General features: G+C 50.0%; 17 protein-coding genes. 9 read left to right on the top strand and 8 right to left on the bottom strand.

Annotated features, from left to right (window positions below):
* Window positions 1–6 precede the first annotated feature (6 nt).
* The 5 genes from FCL45_RS20440 (at window position 7) to FCL45_RS20420 (ending at window position 6,544) form a co-directional block, all read left to right on the top strand.
* A complete protein-coding gene (locus FCL45_RS20440; RefSeq protein ID WP_228721382.1) occupies window positions 7–1,653 on the top strand; it encodes a radical SAM protein in 1,647 nt (548 codons plus the stop codon).
* Window positions 1,589–3,115, top strand: a complete 1,527-nt coding sequence (locus FCL45_RS20435) for a two-component system sensor histidine kinase NtrB (RefSeq protein WP_228721381.1) — start codon at window positions 1,589–1,591, stop codon at window positions 3,113–3,115. Before FCL45_RS20440 ends, FCL45_RS20435 begins: the two co-directional genes overlap by 65 nt.
* A 7-nt stretch (window positions 3,116–3,122) precedes the next feature.
* Window positions 3,123–3,794 (top strand): ABC transporter ATP-binding protein, encoded by a 672-nt coding sequence (locus FCL45_RS20430; protein WP_217907612.1) that lies wholly within the window; start codon window positions 3,123–3,125, stop codon window positions 3,792–3,794.
* The gene (locus FCL45_RS20425) at window positions 3,791–4,597 is read left to right on the top strand and encodes an ABC transporter permease (protein WP_136798739.1); all 807 of its coding nucleotides are present in this window, start codon (window positions 3,791–3,793) and stop codon (window positions 4,595–4,597) included. The genes FCL45_RS20430 and FCL45_RS20425 overlap by 4 nt, the downstream gene beginning before the upstream one ends.
* Before the next feature lie 222 nt (window positions 4,598–4,819).
* Window positions 4,820–6,544, top strand: coding sequence for an FAD-dependent oxidoreductase (locus FCL45_RS20420; protein ID WP_136798740.1), 1,725 nt, complete (start codon window positions 4,820–4,822; stop codon window positions 6,542–6,544).
* Window positions 6,545–6,629: 85 nt separating this feature from the next.
* Here FCL45_RS20420 and FCL45_RS20415 read toward each other — a convergent pair whose 3' ends face one another.
* Window positions 6,630–7,433, bottom strand: coding sequence for a histidinol-phosphatase (locus FCL45_RS20415; RefSeq protein ID WP_136798741.1), 804 nt, complete (start codon window positions 7,431–7,433; stop codon window positions 6,630–6,632).
* A gap of 102 nt (window positions 7,434–7,535) precedes the next feature.
* Complete coding sequence (locus tag FCL45_RS20410) at window positions 7,536–7,730, bottom strand: hypothetical protein (protein WP_136798742.1); 195 nt, start codon at window positions 7,728–7,730, stop codon at window positions 7,536–7,538.
* A 324-nt stretch (window positions 7,731–8,054) separates the two neighbouring features.
* Here FCL45_RS20410 and FCL45_RS20405 point away from each other — a divergent pair, with 324 nt between their 5' ends.
* Window positions 8,055–8,996 carry a YkgJ family cysteine cluster protein gene (locus FCL45_RS20405; RefSeq protein ID WP_228721380.1) on the top strand — a complete coding sequence of 314 codons (942 nt, stop codon included), beginning with the start codon at window positions 8,055–8,057 and terminating at the stop codon, window positions 8,994–8,996.
* A 214-nt stretch (window positions 8,997–9,210) separates the two neighbouring features.
* On the opposite strand, the gene nifJ is transcribed toward FCL45_RS20405, so the two are convergent.
* Complete coding sequence (nifJ, locus tag FCL45_RS20400) at window positions 9,211–12,756, bottom strand: pyruvate:ferredoxin (flavodoxin) oxidoreductase (RefSeq protein ID WP_136798744.1); 3,546 nt, start codon at window positions 12,754–12,756, stop codon at window positions 9,211–9,213.
* A 647-nt stretch (window positions 12,757–13,403) separates the two neighbouring features.
* On the opposite strand from nifJ, the gene FCL45_RS20395 reads away from it, so the two are divergent.
* The gene (locus tag FCL45_RS20395) at window positions 13,404–15,341 is read left to right on the top strand and encodes a chorismate-binding protein (RefSeq protein ID WP_136798745.1); all 1,938 of its coding nucleotides are present in this window, start codon (window positions 13,404–13,406) and stop codon (window positions 15,339–15,341) included.
* 169 nt (window positions 15,342–15,510) lie between these two features.
* Here the strand turns inward: FCL45_RS20395 and FCL45_RS20390 are convergent, their stop codons facing one another.
* Together FCL45_RS20390 and FCL45_RS20385 are read right to left on the bottom strand one after the other, a co-directional pair.
* Entirely contained in the window at window positions 15,511–16,023 is a 513-nt protein-coding gene (locus tag FCL45_RS20390) for a hypothetical protein (protein ID WP_136798746.1), read from the bottom strand.
* A 9-nt stretch (window positions 16,024–16,032) separates the two neighbouring features.
* Entirely contained in the window at window positions 16,033–16,317 is a 285-nt protein-coding gene (locus FCL45_RS20385; protein ID WP_136798747.1) for an HP0495 family protein, read from the bottom strand.
* 501 nt (window positions 16,318–16,818) lie between these two features.
* Between FCL45_RS20385 and FCL45_RS20380 the strand changes: the two genes are divergently transcribed.
* The gene (locus FCL45_RS20380; protein ID WP_167495840.1) at window positions 16,819–18,759 is read left to right on the top strand and encodes a hybrid sensor histidine kinase/response regulator; all 1,941 of its coding nucleotides are present in this window, start codon (window positions 16,819–16,821) and stop codon (window positions 18,757–18,759) included.
* A 107-nt stretch (window positions 18,760–18,866) separates the two neighbouring features.
* On the opposite strand, the gene FCL45_RS20375 is transcribed toward FCL45_RS20380, so the two are convergent.
* The 3 genes from FCL45_RS20375 to FCL45_RS20365 form a co-directional block, all read right to left on the bottom strand.
* Entirely contained in the window at window positions 18,867–19,280 is a 414-nt protein-coding gene (locus FCL45_RS20375) for an NINE protein (RefSeq protein ID WP_136798749.1), read from the bottom strand.
* Window positions 19,281–19,292: 12 nt separating this feature from the next.
* Window positions 19,293–20,333: a glycoside hydrolase family 3 protein gene (locus tag FCL45_RS20370; protein WP_136798750.1), complete on the bottom strand. Its 1,041-nt coding sequence runs from the start codon at window positions 20,331–20,333 to the stop codon at window positions 19,293–19,295.
* A gap of 438 nt (window positions 20,334–20,771) precedes the next feature.
* On the bottom strand, window positions 20,772–21,167 hold the full coding sequence (locus tag FCL45_RS20365; protein WP_136798751.1) for a pancreas/duodenum homeobox protein 1: 396 nt from the start codon (window positions 21,165–21,167) through the stop codon (window positions 20,772–20,774).
* Between the two features lie 138 nt (window positions 21,168–21,305).
* Between FCL45_RS20365 and FCL45_RS20360 the strand changes: the two genes are divergently transcribed.
* Window positions 21,306–23,495, top strand: a complete 2,190-nt coding sequence (locus FCL45_RS20360; RefSeq protein WP_136798752.1) for an ATP-dependent helicase — start codon at window positions 21,306–21,308, stop codon at window positions 23,493–23,495.
* The last annotated feature ends 66 nt before the right edge of the window (window positions 23,496–23,561 follow it).

Raw genomic sequence — 23,561 nt, 5'->3', positions numbered from 1 at the left:
GTGGGTATGTCCAGTCTTGGTTATCAGCTGGTCTATGCCCTGCTCGCTGAAGATGATCAATTGGTCTGCGAGAGATTTTTCCTTCCTGAAAATGGAGAACCGCTGCGTTCCATGGAATCACAGCGGCCCCTGAACCATTTTCCACTCATCTTTATTTCCATCAGCTTCGAGCACGATTATCTGAATCTTGTGAAGATGTTGCGAGCGGCCTCAATAGAACCGTTTGCCGGCAACAGAAGCGAGAGTATTTCCAGCGAGCAGCCACTGGTTATCTGTGGTGGCGTCGCCACCTTCATGAACCCTGAACCATTGGCACCATTTGTAGACCTGATGATTCTGGGTGAGGCAGAACCTGTTCTGCCTGGGTTGGTTCAGGAAATCGCTGATTCCTATGAGGGAAAAACGCGCAGTGAATTGCTGAGGTCTTTAGCCACCACTCGTTCCAGTTGTTATGTGCCGGGCCTGTATACACCAGTTTATGATGAAGACGGGCTACTCTCCAGCTATCAGGCAGAGGCAGGGATTCCTCAGCATGTGACCAAATCCGTGGTGGAGAAATCCCCTGTTGCCGGGCATTCCCAGCTTATAACGCCGGAAGCTGAGTTCTCAGAGATGCATCTTACCGAGCTGGGTCGCGGCTGCTCCCGTGGTTGTCGTTTTTGTGCAGCCGGTTTTATTTATCGTCCACCGAGGCTGTGGGATGGCGATGCTGTGGTGGAAGGGCTTCGGGCACGCTACAGTGATGTTGATCGTGTCGGTCTGCTTGGTATGGAGATGGCGAACAGTGAATCTTTAGAGATGATCAGTGATTATCTGCGAGAGAGCGGTTGTGCCCTTTCATTTTCCTCTCTCAGGGCTGACAGACTCAACCAGCCTCTCATCGACCTGCTCTCGGCAAGCAAATTGAAAAGCGTGGCCATCGCCCCGGATGGTTGCTCAGAACGTCTGCGACGGGTTATTAATAAGGGACTTGATGAGCAGGATCTGCTCGATGCCGCAGAACGGTTGGTTGACGCCGGCATATTCAAACTGAAGCTTTACTTGATGATCGGGCTTCCCACAGAGAGTGACGAGGATCTGCAGGAAGCTATTGATCTGGTCAAAAAGATCAAGGATCGAATTGATCCCATTGGCAAAGCACGCGGCAGGCTCACCGAAATAGGCATCTCGGTAAACTGTTTTGCGCCGAAGCCCTGGACTCCCTTTCAATATCATCCCTTTGGCATGAGTGACCCACTACCGAAAGGTGAGTTGGGTGATAGTAAAAAAGTGGTCATGGAGTTGAAGCGCAGGCAGAAATTGCTGCGCAGGGAACTGTCGAAAATTGCCAACGTACACCTGCAGTTTGACAAGCCGGAGAGTGTATTGTTTCAGGCGGTACTGGCCAGGGCGGATCGTCGTATCGCTACGGTTTTAAATGATATGGCGGAACGTGGTCTAAACTGGAAACAGGCCATGAAAAAGAACGCGCTCACCCCCGAGCAGTTTGCCATATGCGGTTTTGATGAAAGCAGCTGGTTCGGCTGGTATGTCATTGATCATGGTATAAAGCACGATTATCTCTGGTGCGAATATCAGCGGGCCTTTGATGAAAAAACGACCAGTGCCTGTGACACCTCAATCTGCCGCCGTTGCGGTGTTTGCAATGAATAAAGAGGCAACGAGGGTTGCTGAGGAGATAAAGGCCCGCCAGAAGAAAAAGACTCTGGATGCGGGCTTGCAGCCGTTTACCCTGGTCAAATATTTCACTTTTTCCAGTTTGTTCTTCATTCTCATCTTTACGCTCTTCCTTTCCTGGGCAATTTCCAACAATGCTCGCAAAGTCATGCTCAAACAGAGTGAAGAGTATTCCATGGTGTTGGCTGAAAACCTCAATCAGCAGGTGTTTCGACGATTTGTTCTGCCGACCGTTGTTCGTTATGGAAATATTGCCCTGAGCCATCCTGAGCAGTTCGCCAATCTCGACGCCATTGTTCGAGGTGTTATTCAGGGGATGAAGATCGAGTCGGTGACTATTTACGATTCCTCAATAAATATCATTTCATATTCGACTATTCCGGAAATGGTGGGGCGAAAAAATCTTGGTGGGCCTGAGTATGAATTCGCTCTCCAGGGCATAGCCAACTCCAGGCTGCACTATGAAGGTAGTGTGTTGAACTTACTACCGGTCAATCAACCTCCAAGTTGTGAATTATCGAGCTACATACCCTTCAGGCAGGTCAGGGAAACAGGAGAGGGGACTGAGGCGATAATGGGCGTAATTGAAATCGCCAAAGACCTCAGCAATGAGTACACCAATATTATCAGGCTTCAGGGCAGCATTATTGCGGTATCCAGTGCGGTAATGATGGTTTTGTTTCTGGTCCTTCGAATGATTGTTGCCAGAGCAGGCAGGATAATTGAATCCAGGGCTCTCGAGCGGTTGCGCCTTGAGGAGAAATTGAATCAGGCTGAGCGACTCGCCCACCTTGGTACCATGGTGGCCACGGTTTCCCACGAGATTAAAAGTCCGCTTGGCATAGTGCGCAGTACCGCTGAGATACTTGAGAAGCGTATTTTAAAGGTCGCCCCGGGGAATGAACATCTGGCCAGGATTATTGTCGATGAAACCAGTCGCTTGAACGATATTGTTATAGAGTTTCTCGATTTTGCGAGACCTCAGGCGCCAAAGCTGGCAATGGGCGATGTTAATGTCCTGATGGAAAAAGTGCTCAATTTTGCTTCACCCATGATCAAGGAACAGAATGTCGAGCTTGAAATCGATCTGGCGACCGACCTGCCACTGATCCCCATAGATGACGCCCAGCTGTATAGAGCGCTCCTTAACATCCTGATAAATGGTCTGCAGGCTATGGAACAGGGTGGTAAGCTGAAGGTCGCAACATTGGTAAATTCATCAGAGAATCTGGTCATTGCCATAGAGGACAGCGGGCCGGGCATGGACAGCGACAAACTTGACAAGATTTTCACCCCGTTTTTTACTGATAAGCACAAGGGTACCGGTCTCGGTCTGGCTATTACCAAAAATATAGTAGAAAGTCATAACGGTGCCATCCACGTCGAGAGTACTCTAAATGAAGGCACAACCTTCTCGATCGAGCTTCCTGTCAAATGAGAACAACTTGAATAATTCATCTTTCGCCTCAACCTCCCCGACGTGCCTGGTAGTTGAATCTCTTGAGTTTCTGGAAAACGGACCATACAGTTTCTCGCTGCCGACAGGCCAATGCGTCGGTATCAGCGGACAGTCCGGTGTGGGGAAGTCCCAGATGCTGAGGGCTCTTGCCGATCTCATCCCCCACTCCGGCACCATCACTCTTTTCGGGGAGCCGATAGACAGTGTTGCCCCACAAAGGTGGCGAAGCAGAGTCTTGATGGTGCCCGCAGAATCGGCCTGGTGGCATGACACTGTAAAACCACATTTCACCACAGGGTTGGACACTGAACTGTTCAACAGGGCAATCGTGGCACTCGGTTTTGACGACGATGTTTTGAACTGGCATGTGAGCAGGTTGTCCACCGGCGAGAAACAGCGGTTGGCGCTGGTTCGGGCGTTGGTTTTACAACCGCAGGTATTGCTTCTTGATGAACCAACTTCAGGTCTGGATGCATATCACACAGACCAACTCGAACGTCTTATCAGTCAGCTCAGGCAGGAACAGAATCTCTCTGTGCTTTGGGTGAGTCACGATAAGGAACAACTGGCAAGGGTGGCCTCAAGCATTTTAGAGCTTAAAAGAAACTCCATGTCTATGATGCAACCGCAAAAGGTTTCCTCAAAGAGGACACAATGAATGTAATTTCTCTGAGCGCCTTCGATCTCGGGCTGGCCTCGCTGTTGCTCGTTGCTCTGGCTGTGACCAGCATGTGTTTGAGTCTGGGTATTGAGAAGAAGCTTATTATTTTCACCTGCAGGATGACAGCTCAACTCCTTTTTATCGGTTTGGTGCTAAAGTTTTTATTTGGCAATGCCAGCGGTTGGCTGGTTGTGCTGATGTCGTTTATAATGCTTGCCATGGCTGGCAGAGAGGTCGAGGCGAGGCAGCAGAGACGTTTTCGAGGCCGTACCGGCTATCTGATTGGGACTGGTGCTATGTTCGTTTCTTCCTTTTCAGTGGCCTGTATTTCCATATTGGTCGTTATACGGGTAGACCCCTGGTACACCCCGCAATATGCAATCCCGCTATTGGGGATGCTGCTTGGAAACACCATGACAGGTATCGCTTTGGCTGTTGATCGTCTAACGACGATGTTCTATGATAAGCGTGCTGTCGTGGAGCAACGATTGATGCTGGGACAGACCTGGCAGGAGGCGAGCGAGCAGATTCGCAAAGATTGCATGCGAACGGGAATGATGCCGATCATCAACTCAATGGCGGCAGCAGGAATTATAAGCCTGCCCGGCATGATGACCGGTCAGATTCTCGGTGGAACTCCACCCGTTGAGGCGGTGAAGTATCAGATTCTGATTATGATGCTGATCGCAGCAGGCACAGGTTTCGGTGTAATTGCGGCTATCTGGGCTACCAGTAAAAATCTCTTTGATCAGCGACACCGGTTGCGTCTTGATTATTTACTTGAGAGATCGGGATCCTGAGAGGCTGTCGGAGGGTTCGCTTTCCTTACATATCTGGTGCTGGCCTGATAAGATAGAAGGTTACAGGCTGTCTCCATGAAGCAATCATCGCCACAGGTTAAACCTGAATCGGCTTGTCTTTTTGTGCTGATAGTGTTCATATGTCTGAAAATAGCGTACGACGCTATAGTGTTATCTTCATAATAACTTCCAGTTAAATATATAAACCTACCGGAGGCGGAAGTGAGTAAAAGAATAGTGATTATTGGTGGAGTTGCGGCCGGACCCAAAGCTGCCGTTCGATTGAAAAGGCTGATGCCTGACGCAGATGTGACCATGGTGGATCAGGATAGCGTAATCTCCTACGGCGGTTGCGGTATTCCGTATTATGTTTCCGGTGATGTGGCGGATGAGAAAGAACTCCGCTCCACCAGCTTTCACATGGTTCGTGATGAGAAGTTCTTTGCCTGCGCCAAGGGGGTCAAGACCCTTACCTCCACCAGAGCCGTGGCTATTGATCGGGAGAATAAAACCGTCTCAATCGAAAAGGTAGAGACCGGTGAAAAGGGCACACTCGAGTATGACCAGCTGATGCTTGCCACAGGTAGCCAGCCGTTTGTACTCCCAATCCCCGGTAAAGATCTCGATGGTGTTTTCACCATCAGTGATCTGCATAAAGCAATCGATATTAAAGAACGAATCGCCAAAGGCCAGGTAGGAAAGGCGGTGGTAATCGGCGGCGGGGCAATCGGCCTTGAGATGGCCGAGGCTCTCACCGATCTATGGGGGGTAGAGACGGCAGTTGTCGAATTCATGGATCAACTGCTGCCCAAAGCGGTAGGCACCAATATGGCTGCAATTCTCACCAAACATCTCAGGGATAACAACGTCGAGGTCTATCTGGGCGAGGCCGCCGAGGAGATTGTAGGCGAAGCCGGCAAGGTGACAGGTGTTCGCACTGCTAACCGCACCCTGGAAGCCGATCTGGTCATTATGGCAGCGGGTGTTCGCCCACGTTCTCAGCTTGCAGTTGATGCCGGCCTTCAGGTTGGAGCCACCGGTGGTATTGTGGTGAACGAGCGGATGCAGACTTCAGATGCAAACATCTATGCAGCGGGTGACTGTGTAGAAATTCCACACCTGGTGACAGGAAAGCGTTTCGTTGCTCCTTTCGGTAGCCTGGCCAACAGGGAAGGTCGTGTGGCTGCGGACAATATGGCTGGCATTCCGTCTTTATTCAAGGGAAGCGCAGGGGCGTTCATCATGAAAGCTTTTGAGATCTCTATCGGCTCTGTTGGTTTGAGTCTGAAAGAGGCTTTGGCTGAAGGTTACGATGCCGATACTTCTCTTACTTCACCATCAGACAGGGCACACTTTTTTCCAGGCCAGGATATTATTTGCTTTGAGCTGGTTTTTGACCGCAGAACCAGAAAAGTGCTGGGCCTGGAAGGTGTCGGCCCGATGAATGATGGACTCTCCGCTCGCATTGATGCTGCAGCGGTGGCTATCGCAGGCGGTGCCACCATCGATGAATTCGGCAATCTGGAAATGGCCTACGCACCACCATTCTCACCAGCCATCGATGCGATCAACGCGGCGGGCTATGTAGCAGACAACATTTGTGACGGCAGGATGCGTCAGATCCAGATGTCTGAGTTTTTTGCCTGGATGGCCGATCATTCCAGCAAACCTGACTGGCAGGTGCTCGATGTGCGTCATCCCAAGCAGGTAGCACCGTTTGAGGAAAAGCACGGTAAAGAGATCTGGAACTCATTGCCGTATGAGCAGATACGTGAACGTTACAATGAGCTGCCGGATGATAAGACCCTGATCATTTTCTGCAATGCAGGTTCCCGTTCATACGAGGTTCAGGTTTTTCTCGATTCGGTTGGCAAGAAGAACCACTTTGTATTGCCCGGTGGTTTCAATGTGATCCGTCGCATGGGCGCAGATTGGTTGCCTGAATAACAACGCTAATAGAGCTTAAAAAAAATCCCCGTACGGCATATGCCATACGGGGATTTTTTTATGGATAAAAGCGGAGATAATCGAGTTATAAAGCCTTCACTTCGGCGATATAAATTTCGAGTTCGTCAAAATGTCGGCCTATATCCTCCGGTTTGTGTGAATCGGAGCCGGCCACAAGTTGAATCCCATGATCAAGAGCCATTTTTACCAGGGGCTTGGCAGGGAAAGGTTCTTTACGGATCGGGATACCCGAAGTATTGATCTCCATGGCCATGCCTTTGGCTTTGACGGCGGTAAGTAACCGGTCAATCTGCTCAAGGTGATAGTCGGTTAGTTGAATAGGACCACTATAGCGCAAAGGCGCGTCGAGATGGCAAAGTACATCCGCCGGAATATTTTCCACTGCTTCTAATAAGGTGTCGTAATAGAGGCTGAGCAGAGTCCCAAGACCATACTCCCTGGCGCGATCGATGTTCTCCTGTTTGCGACTGAGCAGGTTGATATGCTTATTAGAGCCGGGAATCTGCAGAAAATGGCAGGATAAGCCAATTCTATCCCACGGTTTGGCCCGCGCGCCTGTTAGAAGCTCCTTGCTGTGGCTGGAGTTGTAACCAAGTTCGATACCGATATTCACAGATATGCGGTCTGCATATTTCCGGCGAAGTCGCTCCCCCTCCTCGCAATAGTAGGCAAAATCAGCTTCGGTGAGCCAGGTTCTGGGGGCGTAATTCACACCTGCTTCAAGATGTTCCAAAAAATACATTTCTCTCAGACCGCGATCTATGGCGGAGAGAACGTACTCTTCCATCTCACCGGTGGCATGATTGCACAGCTTAGTGTGTACATGCCCGTCGGAGCTGGTATCGATAGAAAAATGGGTAATGGTCATGGTAAATCTATGGCCGCAAAATTCAGCTGAGTGCGAATTATGAGGTCGGCCAGTGAAGAGCAGTCAGGGAAGGGCGGGTGACCGGGTGGATAAAGTTCAAGCTTAGGCGTTGCCCCTGGGAAAAAAGTGTACAGTTCCGTCAATATCCGATGTGTCACACACGTGTCCCATCTCCAGCTCGAGGTCGATATACTCTTCTACACCGTCGAGATTAACAGTGAGGGCCGGGCCTCCTGGAACATGATAAACGATTGTGCTTGCTGCTGATAAATCAATAGGGGGAAAAAATACTTTCATGAAATGTATTACCTCGAGGGGGGAAGAACCTGGTGTTTCCGTACTGCAAGTCAAGCAGGAAGTTTCATAATCCGAATGTTGATATACGAACATTCGGGTAAAACCGCAAGGGGAAAGAATAGGTGAGGCGCTAAGTAGTAGTACTCAAGCGAAATTTATTTAGCTTCCGGAACAGCGTAGTTACCAGAAATTAGGTCCTTTGAATTGGGTTTGACACAACGTTGCCAGCAGTATATTATACTACCCTCCCGCGAAATGCAGGAAATATCATGGAACTGAGTAACCATTTTAATATAAGGTGATGTGATGAGTAATGAGCAGAATATGACTAAAGAGAAAGCTCTCTTTGGTAAGGACAAAAATCCGTCGAACATCATGCCCAAGAAGTTGACTCTGGACAGTAAGATCAAGTTCCGTTGTCATCCTGGTGTGAGTTGCTTTACAGCCTGTTGTGGTGGAATCAAGATTGTGCTGACTCCGTATGACATCCTGATTTTGAGCAAGCGACTTGGCGTGCCGGCCCATGAATTCCTGCAGCAGTATACGCTGCCCACGTATCTTGAGAACACCGATATGCCCGGTGTCATGATCAAGATGCGCGAGGAAGACAACAAATGTCCTTTTGTGACTCCGGATGGGTGTACCGTTTACACTGATCGTCCATCGGCCTGCCGCTATTATCCGGTTGGCATGGCGGATTTTCACGAGGGTGGTCAGAAAGACGCTGACGGCAATGAGACTTTCGGAGCAGACGATAAATTCTATTTCGTCGTTAAGGAAGATTACTGCAAGGGTCACGAAGAAGATAAAGAGTGGACCGTTCGCGAGTGGCGTGAAGACCAGGGTGTTGATGTTCGTGATGAGATGAACCGGGAGTGGTTGCGACTCGTAATGCGCCGCAAGTCCCATGGCAAGCAGGCAACCCTGTCTGAGCAGGCCAAGCGTATGTTTTTTATGGCCTCTACCGATCTTGCTACTTTTCGTCGTTTTATTTTCGAGAGTTCTTTCCTTTCCACCTACATAGTTCCAGAGGAACTGCTTGAGAAGATCAAGGAAGATGACGTGGAACTGATGCTGTTCTCCTTCCGCTATCTTGCCTCAAGCCTTTTTGGCGTGCAGGATGATGACTTGAAAATACGAGAGGAGAAGATTCAGGCTAAGGTAAGCGAGATGAAGCAGGAGCAGGATGATTCAGTGCTCCAGGCGATCAGACAGTATGAAGCCCTGAAAGAGGATATTGACGATCTGAAACTGGAAAAGAAATAGTTCTTTTCCTCTTCGTTTCATTAAAAGGCCGCTTCCGTTATCTGGAAGCGGCCTTTTTTTATGCTGCTGTCTTTCGGTAAGCTTGCTGTTTAGTTATAAAAAAAGGGGCTTTTCCTATATAGGAAAAGCCCCTTTTTGAGTTTTAACCAGTGACTTAAGTCAGTTCTGAAGGCCCTCTGGATCGAGGGCCCTTAGCACTTTCAAGTCCTTGATATTACTCTTCGGTAGACTCCGGCTCGAGAGCGTCGCGACGACCTTTGAGGAACTTCCAGGCCTTCATTGCATCCTTCTCTGCCTGAGCGATGAGCCCGTCAGCTTCTGAAGGATTGATGCGCTTGAGCATCTTGTAACGGTTCTCGCTGAGGATGTAATCACCGAAACCGAGGGTAGGCTCTTTAGAGTCGATGGTCAGTGGGTTCTTGCCAGCTTCCTCGAGCTCTGGGTTGTAGCGGTACAGCGGCCAGTGACCACATGCAACAGCTTTCTTCTGCTGCTCGAGGCCGTTTGCCATGTTGATACCGTGGTTGATGCAGTGTGAGTAAGCAATAATCAGGGAAGGTCCGTCATATGCTTCAGCTTCTGCAATCGCTTTAGCGGTCTGGGCAGGATTTGCACCCATAGCAACGTGAGCTACGTATACGTTGCCGTAGGTAGAGAAGATCATACCGATATCTTTCTTGGCAGACTTCTTGCCACCGTATGCGAACTGTGCGGTAGCAGCACGCGGGGTAGACTTAGACATCTGGCCACCGGTGTTGGAGTATACCTCGGTGTCAAGAAGCAGAACGTTAACGTTCTCGCCGGAAGCGAGTACGTGATCGAGTCCGCCGTAACCGATATCGTATGCCCAACCGTCACCACCGATAATCCATACAGACTTCTTCACGATATAGTCTGAGATTGGCAGCAGGCGCTTAGCGAAAATAGAAGAGCTGTCTTTGAGAGCATCTTTCAGCTCGGCCACGTTGGCACGCTGTGCTTCGATGTCCATCTGGGTTTTCTGTGGAGCAGCTTTGATCTTCTCAGCGAGCTCTGCAGATATAGAACCTTCGTCAGCAAGTTTGGCTACCAGCTCAAGAGCCTGAGCACCAAGCTTATTGGCGGTGAAGCGCATACCGATACCGAACTCGGCATTGTCTTCGAACAGGGAGTTAGCCCAGGCAGGTCCGCGGCCGTCTGCACGCTTGGCGTACGGAGTGGTCGGCAGGTTACCGCCGTAGATGGAAGAACAACCGGTAGCGTTAGCTACTACCATTCTGTCACCGAACAGCTGGGATACGAGCTTGACGTATGGAGTCTCGCCACAGCCTGCACATGCACCGGAGAACTCGAACAGAGGACGGAGCAGCTGGCTGCCTTTAACGGTGGCCGGGCTGATGAGAGCAGGATCGATCTCAGGCAGTTCGAGGAAGTACTTAACCTTAGGCTTCTCAATGGTACGCAGTTCCTCGGTGTTCGGGGTCATCTCCAGAGCCTTGGTCTTGGCAGGACATACGCTTACACAGAGGGTACAGCCACAACAGTCTTCGGTGAAGACCTGCAGGGTGAACTGCTGGCCCTTGAAGTTTTTGCCAACCGCGTTGAGACCAACAACACCCTCAGGGGCGTTTGCCAGCTCAGGTACGATCTTGGTGCGGATGGAAGCGTGAGGACATACAAAGGAACACTGGCCACACTGGATACAGTTTTCAGAGAGCCACTTCGGTACGTTAACAGCGATGTTACGCTTCTCGTACTGGGTGGTGGCGGTCGGCCAGGTACCATCGTCTGGCAGTTCGGAGACTTTCAGCTTGTCGCCTTTGCCTTCGATGATTTTGGCGGTAACCTTTTTAACGAATTCCGGAGCATCAGCTGGAACGGTCGGAGGCAGTTCGTGACCGGTGATATCGTTTTTAACTTCCACTTCAACGATGTTTTCGATGGCAGCGTCAACCGCATCGTAGTTCATCTGAACGACTTTATCGCCTTTGGTGCCGTAGGTCTTCTTGATCGCGTTTTTAATTGAGCGAACAGCGTCTTCCTTGGAGAGGATGCCGGAGATCATGAAGAATGCGGTCTGCATAATCATGTTGATGCGGGCACCAAGACCGAGAGCCTGGCCAAGAGCGATTGCGTCGATGACGAAGAACTTCGCTTTTTTATCAACGAGGTCTTTCTGAACGCGATTAGGCATTTTGGCCCATACTTCATCCTTGTTGTAACCGGAGGTCAACAGGAAGGTGCCGCCTTCTTCGAGATTGCAGAGCATGTCGTAGCTGTCGAGGAAGGTGAAGTTATGGCAGGCGATGAAGTTTGCCTTATTGATCAGGTATGGAGCGGCGATTTTGTTGTCACCGAAACGTACGTGAGAGGTGGTGATGGAACCGGACTTCTTGGAGTCGTATACAAAGTAACCCTGAGCGGCGTTGTCGGTCTCAGCACCAATGATCTTGATGGTGTTCTTGTTGGCACCTACGGTACCGTCAGAACCCAGACCGTAGAACAGCGCGCGGTAGACGTCGGCGCTTTCAATGTTGAAGTCTGCATCGTAGTCAAGGCTGGTGAAGGATACGTCGTCGTGTGGACCAACGCAGAATCTCTTCTTCGGAGCCATGGCAGAAGCATTTTCGAATACAGCTTTAACCATTGCAGGGGTGAATTCTGCAGAACCAAGACCGTAACGACCAGAGAAAATTACTGGTGGAATAGCGGTTGGGTTAGCTTCTACTGCCTCTGCTACTGCAGCGCGAACGTCGAGGTACAGCGGCTCGCCGATTGAACCAGGCTCTTTGGTACGATCGAGAACAGTGATGCGCTCAACGGTTTTTGGCAGGGAGTTAACCATTGCCGCAGCGTCGAACGGACGGTACAGGCGAACGATAACCATACCGACTCTTTCGCCCTGGGCGACCATGTAGTCGATGGTGGCACTTACAGTCTCAGCACCGGAACCCATGATAACAATGACGTCTTCTGCATCGGGAGCACCGTAGTAATCGAACAGGTTGTACTGACGACCGGTGAGCTCTGCGAGCTTGTCCATGGTGTCCTGAACGATGGCAGGAGTGGCGTCGTAGTACTTGTTCACGGTCTCACGACCGGTGAAGTTTACATCCGGGTTCTGAGCGGTACCGCGAATAGATGGGCAATCCGGAGTAAGAGCGCGGGTGCGATGCTCGTTAACGAGGTCCTCGTCAACAATGGCACGCATATCGTCAAATGTGAGCTCTTCAATTTTCTGAACCTCATGGGAGGTACGGAAACCGTCAAAGAAGTGCATGAACGGAATTCTGGACTTCAGGGTGGCCTGGGTGGCGATCAGTGCCATGTCCATACATTCCTGAACGTTCTGCGCACAGAGCATAGCCCAGCCGCACTGACGAGCAGCGTAGACATCAGAGTGATCGCCGAAGATGGAGAGACCCTGGTAGGCAAGTGCACGGGCAGACACGTGGAATACGGTCGGAGTAAGCTCACCGGCAATTTTGTACATGTTCGGGATCATCAGAAGAAGACCCTGTGATGCGGTGAAGGTGGTACACAGTGCGCCGGTGGTGAGGGATCCGTGTACTGCACCGGCAACACCCGCCTCGGACTGCATCTGAGTTACAACAGGCACCGTGCCCCAGATGTTTTCCTGGCCGTGAGCTGCCTTGGCGTCAGAATCGGCTGCCATCGGTGAGGACGGTGTGATTGGGTAAATGGTGATAATCTCACTCGTGGCATATGCGACATGGGTACATGCCTGGTTGCCATCAATAGTTACCATTTTACGCGACATTTGCTGTTCTCCTTTAAGATGTCTCGAGTTTGAGTGCGTTCTGCCTGATACACAAAAATGGCAGAAACAAACCTGTGACTAATGCGCCACAATAAAATCAAAAAATGTGCTATCCTGTGAAGGTCCGGCTCATTTCCGGTGAAACCTACCTGGTTTCCTGTGCGCCTGGGGGTAGTACCGGTTGAATGCCTGCAGCGAGAACTGATGAATGGCAATGATCGGCTTACTTGAGAATATCGTGTTGAAATTCCGTCCCTCATCCCTTGCGGTAGACGCGCCGGATTGTCAAAAACAAACAGGCGTCAACAGCAAGTTGATTATAGCGCAACTACTCCACCTACAACGAACTTAATCCGACCGTGATGCGCAGGGTGCATAACGAGAAATGAATAGCTCATTTACTCTTGCTTCCTGAGCTCCATAATACCTCAAACTGGGTTTGAAAGTCGCATGAAATTTATCATGTCGGGCTTTAATAAACTGGGCAATTAATATATGGTATTTGCTTTAGCCACGCAATAAAGGAATTGGTCTAAAGGCTGAGATTTGCGCATCGTGGTTTCTGCCATGTACTCTTTTTCTCTTTAATTTCAGGAGATAGGTATGATGGTGGGACCAAGTAGGAAACGAGGTTTCTAAGGAGCTTTATGCAAACCACTTCAAATACCCTTCTTAACAAGCTTTTGTGCCATTTAGCACAAGTTGAACAATTCGCTTACTTTGACACTGCAAAACCTGGTGAGGACAATACAAAAAGTTACATTTTCGTAGAACCGGTAACCAGGTTGCGATGTGATATATCTGACTGTGGTGAAGCCTTTTTGCAGCAGGTGCAACAGTGGTTGGATAAAGGCTATTACGTTGCCGGTTGGTTCGGATATGAGTTTGGTACTACCCTGATCAGCAAAATCTCCGGTCTGAAAAATATACCACGGGGTGGCAAAACTTTGGTCGCTGACCTCGGCGTATATACAACCCCTTGGTATTTTGACCACCAAAATGGAAACCACAATTTCAAATTGCCCGAATGTTCACCAATCGACAGTTTGAAATCATATGAAATATCTGAAATATCACCAAGTATAAGCGAGGGAGAATATCTTGAGGCGCTCGACGCGGTGCTCAGGTATATTCGGGCAGGTGATACATATCAGGTCAATTATACACTGAAATTACTGTTCAACCTGGGTGGGTCACCTGAAGCTCTTTACAAGGTACTCAGGAGAAACCAATCTGTCTCTTACGGTGCCTATATTCGCTGGGGGGCTGAGCGGGTGATGTCCTTCTCGCCGGAATTATTTTTCAAAAAGAGCGGGAACAGGCTCACTGTTCGGCCAATGAAAGGCACTCTGGCCCGTGGCAGGGACGGCCTGGAAGATGCACAGGCTTGTGCATTCCTGCATAGCGATCAGAAGAACAGAAGCGAGAATGTGATGATCGTTGACTTGCTCAGAAATGATCTCGGCCGGGTGTTGCATGAGGCGGGTGGCGGAGAGGTTCGGGTTCGCTCTCTTTTTGACGTCGAACCATACGAGAGTCTGCTCCAGATGACCTCAACTATTGACGGTATTTCTGAAAAGGAAAGCTCGATCACTCTCAACAATCTTTTCAAAGGGCTTTTTCCCTGCGGATCGATCACGGGTGCCCCCAAAATCCGTACCATGGAGATTATCCACGAACTCGAAAAGGAGCCACGTGGAGTATATACCGGAGCAATTGGTTTTCTCACACCCGATGGAGATGCTGTGTTTAATGTCCCCATCAGGACTCTTGTGCTCTCGGAGAACGGTAATGGCTTTCGTGGAGAAATGGGTGTGGGCGGAGGTATAACCCATGATTCCGACCCCCGCGATGAGTGGCGTGAAGCGCTATTGAAGGGAAGGTTTCTTACCAATCCCGCTCCTGAGTTTCAGCTTATCGAAACTCTCCTCTGGCAAAGCGGTGAAGGCTATTGGTTGCGAACTGAGCATCTGGAGCGGTTGACCGCCTCGGCCCGGTATTACCACTTCAACTTCAACATGGAGGAGTTGGTCGAAGCCCTGGATAGCCATGTGGCAGATCATTCCGGAGTCCGCAGGGTCCGTTTGCTCCTGGCAAAAGATGGTGCAGTCACGGTCAGCTCGGTTGAATGCGAACCGCCACTCAAAGTAGCTTTGCCGGTATGCCCGGACGATAAAACCAGAGAAATACCATTGGTTAAATTTGCCAGTGAGACTGTTAATTCCATGCAGTCGGCATTTTTGCACAAGACGACGCAGCGTGATATCTATGACGCGGGCATGCGACGGGCGGGACAAGAGGGGTGTCTTGATCTGCTTTTTACCAACGAGAAAGGTGAGGTGACGGAAGGTGCGATCACGAATATCTTTATCTATAAGGATGGTCGTTATCTTACTCCACCAGTAACGAGTGGACTTCTGGCCGGAGTGATGCGCAGAAAGTTACTGGAAGACAACAATATCGAGCTGGTGGAGAAAATATTGACCCGGGAGGATGTCTATGCGGCCGAGGCAGTGTTTGTCTGTAACTCTGTTCGTGGCGTTATTCAGGTCCGGGTGGGACGTGATGAATGTATCCCTTCGTAAATACAGATCAGGCCAGGGCTGTATAATCTGGTGGACTTAACCGCAGAACCGTTACCAGCTGCACGCCTCCAGTGAACATTTTACCGAAAAAATAAAAGCCTGATTACTTTCAATGCATTGAAAGTAATCAGGCTTTCTGGTCTTCACACATCATGATGGGAAATGCGTCTTAGTGGACGAGCTGCTTATCCTGTTCCGGGGTGATCTGAACCGGGGCGATAATCAGGTTGTGCTGTTCCCCAAGGCCACGAACCAGGGTCATAAAGGTTGAGGGCATGGGGACTGTGCGGTCTTCTTGGAGGATTCCCAGGGTGTCTGCCTGCTTGAGTATGTCTGAGCTGTCCGAGCCTTCCTGGTTGTCGCAGAGCACCTGAATTCTCAGTGCATCGGTTAAGGCCGGCAACAGACCAGCGTGGTCAGTTTTCAGGCTGATCAGCTCCTGCTCTATCGTCCCTCTGTTGCCCTTTCGAAAGTCTGCGAATCTCTGCTCCGGATTGACGGTTCCGAAAACCTCGTTGATAACCGCCCCGGCCAGCATGGAAATAAAGCCAGGGTCCTTATCGCTGAATTTCTCACCAACTGTGGCACGTACTTCTTTAAAGAAGATCATCTGTACGACGGCCACTCCCTCGCGAAGAGCACTTATAAGCTGTGATTGTTTTTCTAAAGATTCGCTGCTCATGATTTGGAATTAAAGTACGACCTTCACGGCCGGATGATTTTTTAATAAGTCGTAAATTTGCAACCGTTGTTTCTCATCCTCTACCATGAGGCTGGCGTTGAGGCTGTGATATTTGCCTTTGGAACTGGTGTGGGAGTGGTTGATCAGAACCTGGGTAGGCGCACATGCGGTAATTATTATTTCTTTCAATACCGTCGGATCTTCCCCTATCACCTTGTATACCCAGTCGCAAGGGTATTCTATCTCAGGTTTTTCGGGTTGGCTGTTCTCTGTAATTAATCCTGGTCTTTTCATAATCAACTTCTATTGGTTGTGCATATTCTGCGTTTCTGAACGATCTAAAACCATAAACACTACCGATTAAGGAGTGAAGAGTCAAGAAAAAGGGCAGATGAAAATCATGGAAACAAAGCAGTTGTAAAGACTAAACATTCTGTTAATATTGCAAGTTTCAGATAATTTTCCACATGGTGGTATTTATGCTCGCGGCAGAGGCCGCCGGCTGAAAGCTCGCCCCGCCCAAAGTTCCCGCCAGTTGAGTCCGTGTCGGGTTTAAGGTTTTTGGGTAATACCTTACAGGAACCTGAAGAATACGAGTTTATATCCTTGGGGGAGCTAAGGTGCGTACTGCCGACATGCTGAAGATGACGCTGTATGGCCCTCTACTCCGACAACCATTTTGGCGGTGGAGTAGAGAACGTTAAATGCGGTAAAGATACAAAATAAAATGCTTTTTATTTTTTTTGACAAAATACTCAAGAGAAAACAGGGCTTGCGTGCTATTGCAAAATGGATATGAAGAACACTTCAGGATCGGTTCAGCAGTCTGTGTCTACCCAGGTTGATGAAAAAAATTCTAACGGTAGCCTTGCCCAGCCCGGCCTCTCTATGGAATCGGTTGTAAATGCTGTTGCTGTCCCTTGTTTTCTTATAAATGATGATGGGATATTTGTCTGCGGCAATCAGCTTTTTTATGAACTGGTAGGTGACCTGCCCCTTAATTACCATGGGCTTGACCCATATAACCTGTTTGCACCCAGGTCTGCAGGTCGTGTCCGGGAGATCGACAAACAGCTCATTGCCTCCGGCGGCAGAGTATCACACGAGATCGAGATATCAAGTGCGAGAGGGGTACCTGTCCAGGTGGTGATGAAAAAATCACTGCTTACCGATGGGGATGGAGGTGTATTCGGGATTCTTGTGGCACTTCTTGAGTTTTCTGAGTTAAACGCCATCAAGACAGCCCTGCAGGTGAGTGAGTCTGAAAAGCAGGCAATCCTTGAGGGTTTTCCTGGAATTCTCTGCTTGTTCGCTACTGATGAAAAACTCATATGGGCAAATGAGAAAGTCAGGGAATTGTCCGAAGACCCCATTGGCAAGACGTGTCATGAGCTGTTTTGCCGCCGATGTCAGCCTTGCAAGTCCTGTGCTGTTCCCAAGAGCCTTCTATCCGGTAAAACGCAGACTACCATCCAGCAGTTCGAGTTGCAGACCTGTAGCGGTGAAGAGCGGGTCTATGAACTTACAGGGACGCCGGTACGTGACAACCATGGCCTCATCGTATCTGTGGTGGTCATTGGCCGCGATGTCACAGAAAAGATGCGACTTGAAAAGCAGTTGAGGCATACCCAGAAAATGGAGGCCATCGGTACCCTCGCAGGTGGAATCGCCCATGACTTCAATAATATACTTACGCCAATTATGGGCTATTCGGAGATCATCCGGCTTAAGTTTATGCGAAACGCCAATGCCGATGAGGTGGTACTCGAGTATCTCGATGGTATCCTCAGGGCAGCGAAAAGAGCAAAAAGCCTGGTAGAGCAGATCCTCACTTTCTCCCGCGCCAGCGAGCAGAAAGAGAGTCTTCTGTATATTCAGCCGATAGTGAAAGAAGCTCTTAAGTTGATGCGGGTCACTATTCCGTCCACCATCGCCATTGTAGAGGATATTGAGGAACAGTGCGGGATTGTCTCTGTTGACCCGGTACAGATTCACCAGATTTTGATGAACCTTTGTACTAATAGTGCCCACGCTATGGCAGGCAATCACGGCACCCTTTCCGTCAAGCTTGAACGTGACAGGGTTGACAGCAGTGGCAAGGGGTGGCTGAAACTGACTGTGGCTGATACTGGTTGCGGGATCCCGGCTGAGACGCTCGATCGTATTTTCGAACCATACTTCACTACCAAGGAGAAGAGTCGCGGCACCGGTATGGGCCTGGCCCTGGTGCATGGCATAATCAGCCGTATGGGTGGTCGTATAGAGGTGCAAAGTAAAGTAGGCATGGGAACGACGTTTGAGATTTATTTGCCTGTTTCCAGCAAGCGCATCGGGATCGATCAGGTGGTAAACACCGTCGACCTTGTAAAGGGGCAGGGAAATATCCTGCTGGTGGATGATGAAGCCCAGGTGGTACAGGTTACAGGGGAACTGCTGACCAGCATTGGCTATACGGTAACGGGCTGTACTTCACCCTTTGAGGCGTTGAAACTGTTTTCAGGAACTCCGGAAAAGTTTGATTTGCTGCTGACAGATCTCACCATGCCTGAGCTGACAGGGGTGGAGCTTTGCAGAGCGATGAAAGAGGTTCGTTCCGAATTGCCGGTGGTGCTCTTCACCGGCTATTCAGATCAACTCTCCCGGGAAGACGTTCAACAGGCAGGCATTGATAAATACTGTATGAAACCGGTGTCTTTAAGGGAGCTATCCAAGATAATCCATCACTGTCTGCACTGACGGGAAGTTTTTGTAGATAAGAGCCTGGGCAGGAAAGATCACTGTCAGAATTTGAAAAGGGTGCGCGGTGTTTCATGCCGTGCACCCTTTTTGTTTTTTTTGGGGGATTATGCTCTGGAGCTTTTGCCGTTTATCAGGCTGATCTGGTCGTTCAGGGTCCAGAGATCGTAGATAATACCTAACCCGAACACGCCAAAGGTGCACAGGTAGAGAATGCCGCTCAGCCATTTGCCCATATACATGCGGTGTATACCGAAAACCCCGAGAAAAGTCAGAAGCAGCCAGGCCAGGTTATAGTCCAGTTCCCCATCGATAAAACGGATGTCCGCATCACGGTCCATACCCGGTATCAGAAACAGGTCGATAATCCAGCCGATAAAAAAGAGCCCGAGAGTGAAGAAGTAGATTGTTCCTGAAATGGGTTTGCCGTAGTAAAAACGGTGCATTCCAAGAAAACCGAAAATCCAGGTCAGATAGCCGAAAAGAATTGAGTGGGTCTGGTGAGGTTGCTGTGCGCTCATATCTCGTTGTTCCTAAATGTTGTTTAAAGGCAATTGTCGTAAACGTTGAACCCGTTGCCAGGCTGCTTCAAGCTGCGCTTCTTCAAGACTTCCGTTGTGGAGGGCCTTGAGAATAATTGTAATAACATGCTCTGTAATGTCAGGATCATATACCATATTGTTGCCGAAGACAAGCAGGTCGACGCCGCTGTTTAAGGCGCGGATCACGCATTCCTCAAGGCCATAGTGGTCGGTGATGGCCTGCATCTGCATATCGTCAGAAAGTACCGGTCCTGTAAAACCAAGCTCACCGCGCAACAGGCCATTAACCGTCGCCCCTGAGAGGGTTGCGGGGTATTTGGGATCGAGCCGCTCATTGAAAAGATGACCGGTCATGATCGAGTCGACCAGGCCGCTTTCTATCAGCTTTCGGAAAGGAAGCAGTTCATCATGCCGCCAGTAGCTGCTGATATCCACAAGGCCAAGATGGGAGTCGTTTCTGGCACTACCGTGGCCGGGGAAGTGTTTCAGGCAGCATTGCAGGCCGTTTTGATGGTGCTCTCTTATCCAGCATTCGGCATGGAGTGCGACTTTTTCACAATTGTCGGAAAAAGCCCTCCCATATTTGCCGATGATGGGGTTGTCCCGGTAAAGGTTCAGATCCGCAACCGGGGCCAGGTTCAGGGTGAAGCCCATCTCCGCCAGCATGCCAGCGGTTTGCTGAGCTGCAGCCGTGGTTGCACCCGTGTCCTCATGCTCGCCAAGTTGAGCCGCTTGAGGGGTCTGGGGAAAGCCGCGCTCTTTTTTGAAGCGATTAACCAGCCCACCTTCCTGGTCAACAGAAACGATCAGCGTGTTACCCGCCGCACTTTGCAAATCCCCGATAAGGGCTTTGGTTTGTTTGAAAGAGATAATGTTGTTTTGAGATGACTTTTCTGCAAGAAGCCGGTCGAACAGGATGACTCCGCCCAGATTATGTTTCTCAATTGCCTGTATTACCGGGCTCGAGACTGAAACCCTGTCACCTTTAAAGCCCGCGATCAGAAGCTGGCCAATTTTATCTTTAAGTGTCATTTCGGGGAATGCGTACCTGTTATTAATATTGTGCTAATCAGTTGAAAGCTATACCACAGTTTCAGCTAAAAGACCCAGCGAGGTAGTAAAGGTAAGAGGAATTCGCTGGACAGGTTGATTATACATTGATTTTGAAGATAGTTATCAGCTTTGTGCTCAACCAGCTAAACGTCAGCCAATAATCTGTCGATATAACAAGTGTAGGCGTAACACGTTTAAAAGATAACCTCAAACAGCAGTTATGACGATATTGATTGGCTGGAGAGGGCAGATGACATACTGGATCTGGCCAAAGCCAGGGGCGATGGCAGGTAGCCAGGGAAATATGAAAGAGACCGGGGTGCAGCAGGGCTGTCAGAATTCCAGCCGAATAGACGCAAAAAGCCGATCATGTCTGAGACAGGATCGGCTTTTTCAATATTTGTCTCGGGAAGACGCTTAACTGTTCAGCTGAACGGTCAACGGTATCACGTGCAGTGAACGGGTTCTCTGCTCGGTGTAGCCCAGTGACCACTCTCCGCAGTTTACTCCGTCGCCAAGCAGCTCATCAATCTCTTTGACCAGTCCGTTAACATTGATGATAGGGTGGCGGGAAAATACCTGCGGCAGTCCCTGGGTCAGGTTACAGGCGAGGCAGCATCCGGGACGTTCGGTCAGCAGCAGTTCCATCACCAGGTTGCTCTTATCGGCACCGCGAAATCCAAGCGCGATATCGTAGGCACCTTCACTGGCATCACCAAACAGTGCGTCGAAAAATTCGTCGGCACGATCTTTAGGGAACAGGCTGGAAAGAGTTTCCGGGGTGAAAATAGTGGTATAAGTGTCTGTTGCCATGAGGATATCCGAAATTAATTGAATGGATTAGGTGAGAGTCACCATATCGAATGAACTATTACGCAAGGTATAATACAGTCCATGCCCATTTTGTCAACCAGCGTTGCCAGTGGTATACCTCTGTGTTAAAGTGCCGCCATGAAAAATGACTTTTTACCAGGACACGGGTTTGAATCACCCGGTGTTGACCTGAATGGACTGAACAAATCGCAATACGAAGCTGTAACCGCAACAGACGGGCCTGTGCTCGTTATCGCCGGTGCTGGTAGCGGCAAGACCCGAACCCTGGTGCACAGGGTCGCCCATCTTATGGATAAGGGTGTGTCGCCCGAGTCGATATTGCTGCTTACCTTCACCAGAAAGGCCAGCCAGGAGATGCTCTGGCGTGCGGGGCAGCTCTTGAATGAATCCTGCTCGCGGGTTGTGGGCGGTACTTTCCACGGTATTGCCAACCTGCTTCTGAGGCGCTACGGCTCCCATCTCGGATATGGCTCGGGTTTTACCATCATAGACAGGGGAGACGCCGAGGGGATTATCAACCTGCTCAAGTCTTCCCTCGGGCTTTCCGGCAAATCGAAACAGTTCCCTTCCAAGCGGGCCTTGATCAATATGATCAGCGGCTCGGTGAATAAATCCATTGCACTTGAAGATCTGGTGGATGAGCAGTTTGCCCACTTAAACGACTTTACCGATGATATTGTAAGATTGCGTGATAGTTATCAGACCTTTAAATATGATCACGGTCTGATGGATTATGATGATCTGCTGGTGAACTGGAAGCGGTTGTTAGAAGAGTCTGTGGAGGTGCGCGAGGCGACCTCCAGGCGTTTCAGCCATATTATGGTCGATGAGTACCAGGATACCAACCTGATTCAGGCAGATATTGTCCGACTGGCCGCCTATACCCACGATAATGTCATGGTCGTTGGTGACGACTCCCAGTCGATCTATGCTTTTCGAGGCGCGGATTTTTACAATATCATGCGCTTTCCCAAGGTGTTCCCCAACTGTAAAATCGTCAAGCTGGAAGAGAATTATCGCTCCAGCCAGCCAATTTTATCGTTGACCAACGATATTATCAGAAACGCTACTGAGAAATACACCAAAACCCTCTTCAGTCAAATCGAAGGCAACATCAAGCCCAATATCTACGGGGCCCGCGATGAACGGGAAGAGGCGAGCTTTGTGGCGCGCCAGATTAACAGGTTGCGTGCCGAAGGTGTGGAGCTGGAGGAAATGGCGGTACTGTTTCGTTCCGGTTTTCATTCCTACAAGCTGGAGCTTGAACTGAATACCATGGGCATAGACTTCGAAAAGCGCGGTGGACTGAAACTCACCGAGTCTGCCCATATGAAAGACGTGCTCGCTTTCCTGCGCCTTATGGTGAACACCCAGGATAACCTGAGCTGGAACCGTACCCTGCTGCAACTCGATAAGGTTGGCCCGAAAACCGCCCAGAAGATCACCAACACCATTGCCGCGGCCCCGGACCCATTCGAGGCGCTGGCCAAATACCCGGCTGGCAAGACCTGGAAGGGCGGCCTGGAGAAGCTGAACCTGCTTTTTAGTGATTTGCTGGCCTGTGAGCAGAAGCCTTCCGCTCTTTTCGAGATAGTGATGGTCTACTATCAGCCGATATTCGAATCGCTCTATAACGATGATTATCCCAAGCGGCAGAAAGATCTGGAGCAGCTCAAGGCTATCATGGCAGGCTACGACGACCTGCAGTCCTTTATCGATGATACCGCACTCGATCCGCCGGATAACACCACCCAGGATGAGAGCGGCGGCGAGAAGATGATTCTATCCACGATTCACTCTTCTAAAGGGCTTGAGTTCGATGCGGTCTTTGTCATTGGCATGGCCGATGGACGTTTCCCCCACGCCTCAGCCGGGATGGGTGAACAATGGGAGGAGGAGCGCAGACTGTTGTATGTTGCCGCCACCCGCGCCCGTAAACATCTCTATTTCACCTATCCGCGGGAATTGATGACGCCTGATCGCCAGTTCAAGCGGGTCGGCATGTCGCCGTTTCTGGCAGAGATCACTCCCGGTCTTTACGAACGGATAGAACCGGGCGGCACAAGTTTCAGCCGTCGACCGTCATCGTATACCACGCCGGATTTTAGCGGCCTGCCCAAGGCTAAAAAGAAGAAAGAGCCGAAACTGAGCATGGAGAATCTGCCGGTGGGCACCAGGGTCCAGCACCCGTTTTTTGGTATCGGGGTGGTGAAAAAAACCTCACCGCCTCGCTCGCTCGATGTGATGTTTGATCGGCATGGAATTAAAACGCTGCATCTGGATTATGCGAAGTTGACGCTTATGTAACAGCACGTAGGACGGGAACAGCACGTAGGACGGGAACAGCACGTAGGACGTAATAGCACGTAGGAC

Origin of the sequence: Desulfosediminicola ganghwensis (assembly GCF_005116675.2) — a bacterium.
Taxonomy (GTDB): domain Bacteria; phylum Desulfobacterota; class Desulfobulbia; order Desulfobulbales; family Desulfocapsaceae; genus Desulfopila; species Desulfopila ganghwensis.
This window is presented reverse-complemented; position numbering and strand designations above follow the sequence as displayed.

Bases quoted from the DNA above. Each gene is read 5' to 3' on its own strand.
- FCL45_RS20440 (WP_228721382.1), top strand. From the start codon at position 7: ATGTCCAGTCTTGGTTATCAGCTGGTCTATGCCCTGCTCGCTGAAGAT.
- FCL45_RS20435 (WP_228721381.1), top strand. From the start codon at position 1,589: ATGAAAAAACGACCAGTGCCTGTGACACCTCAATCTGCCGCCGTTGCG.
- FCL45_RS20425 (WP_136798739.1), top strand. From the start codon at position 3,791: ATGAATGTAATTTCTCTGAGCGCCTTCGATCTCGGGCTGGCCTCGCTG.
- FCL45_RS20415 (WP_136798741.1), bottom strand. From the start codon at position 7,433: ATGACCATTACCCATTTTTCTATCGATACCAGCTCCGACGGGCATGTA.
- FCL45_RS20410 (WP_136798742.1), bottom strand. From the start codon at position 7,730: ATGAAAGTATTTTTTCCCCCTATTGATTTATCAGCAGCAAGCACAATC.
- FCL45_RS20405 (WP_228721380.1), top strand. From the start codon at position 8,055: ATGACTAAAGAGAAAGCTCTCTTTGGTAAGGACAAAAATCCGTCGAAC.
- nifJ (WP_136798744.1), bottom strand. From the start codon at position 12,756: ATGTCGCGTAAAATGGTAACTATTGATGGCAACCAGGCATGTACCCAT.
- FCL45_RS20395 (WP_136798745.1), top strand. From the start codon at position 13,404: ATGCAAACCACTTCAAATACCCTTCTTAACAAGCTTTTGTGCCATTTA.
- FCL45_RS20390 (WP_136798746.1), bottom strand. From the start codon at position 16,023: ATGAGCAGCGAATCTTTAGAAAAACAATCACAGCTTATAAGTGCTCTT.
- FCL45_RS20385 (WP_136798747.1), bottom strand. From the start codon at position 16,317: ATGAAAAGACCAGGATTAATTACAGAGAACAGCCAACCCGAAAAACCT.
- FCL45_RS20380 (WP_167495840.1), top strand. From the start codon at position 16,819: ATGAAGAACACTTCAGGATCGGTTCAGCAGTCTGTGTCTACCCAGGTT.
- FCL45_RS20375 (WP_136798749.1), bottom strand. From the start codon at position 19,280: ATGAGCGCACAGCAACCTCACCAGACCCACTCAATTCTTTTCGGCTAT.
- FCL45_RS20370 (WP_136798750.1), bottom strand. From the start codon at position 20,333: ATGACACTTAAAGATAAAATTGGCCAGCTTCTGATCGCGGGCTTTAAA.
- FCL45_RS20365 (WP_136798751.1), bottom strand. From the start codon at position 21,167: ATGGCAACAGACACTTATACCACTATTTTCACCCCGGAAACTCTTTCC.
- FCL45_RS20360 (WP_136798752.1), top strand. From the start codon at position 21,306: ATGAAAAATGACTTTTTACCAGGACACGGGTTTGAATCACCCGGTGTT.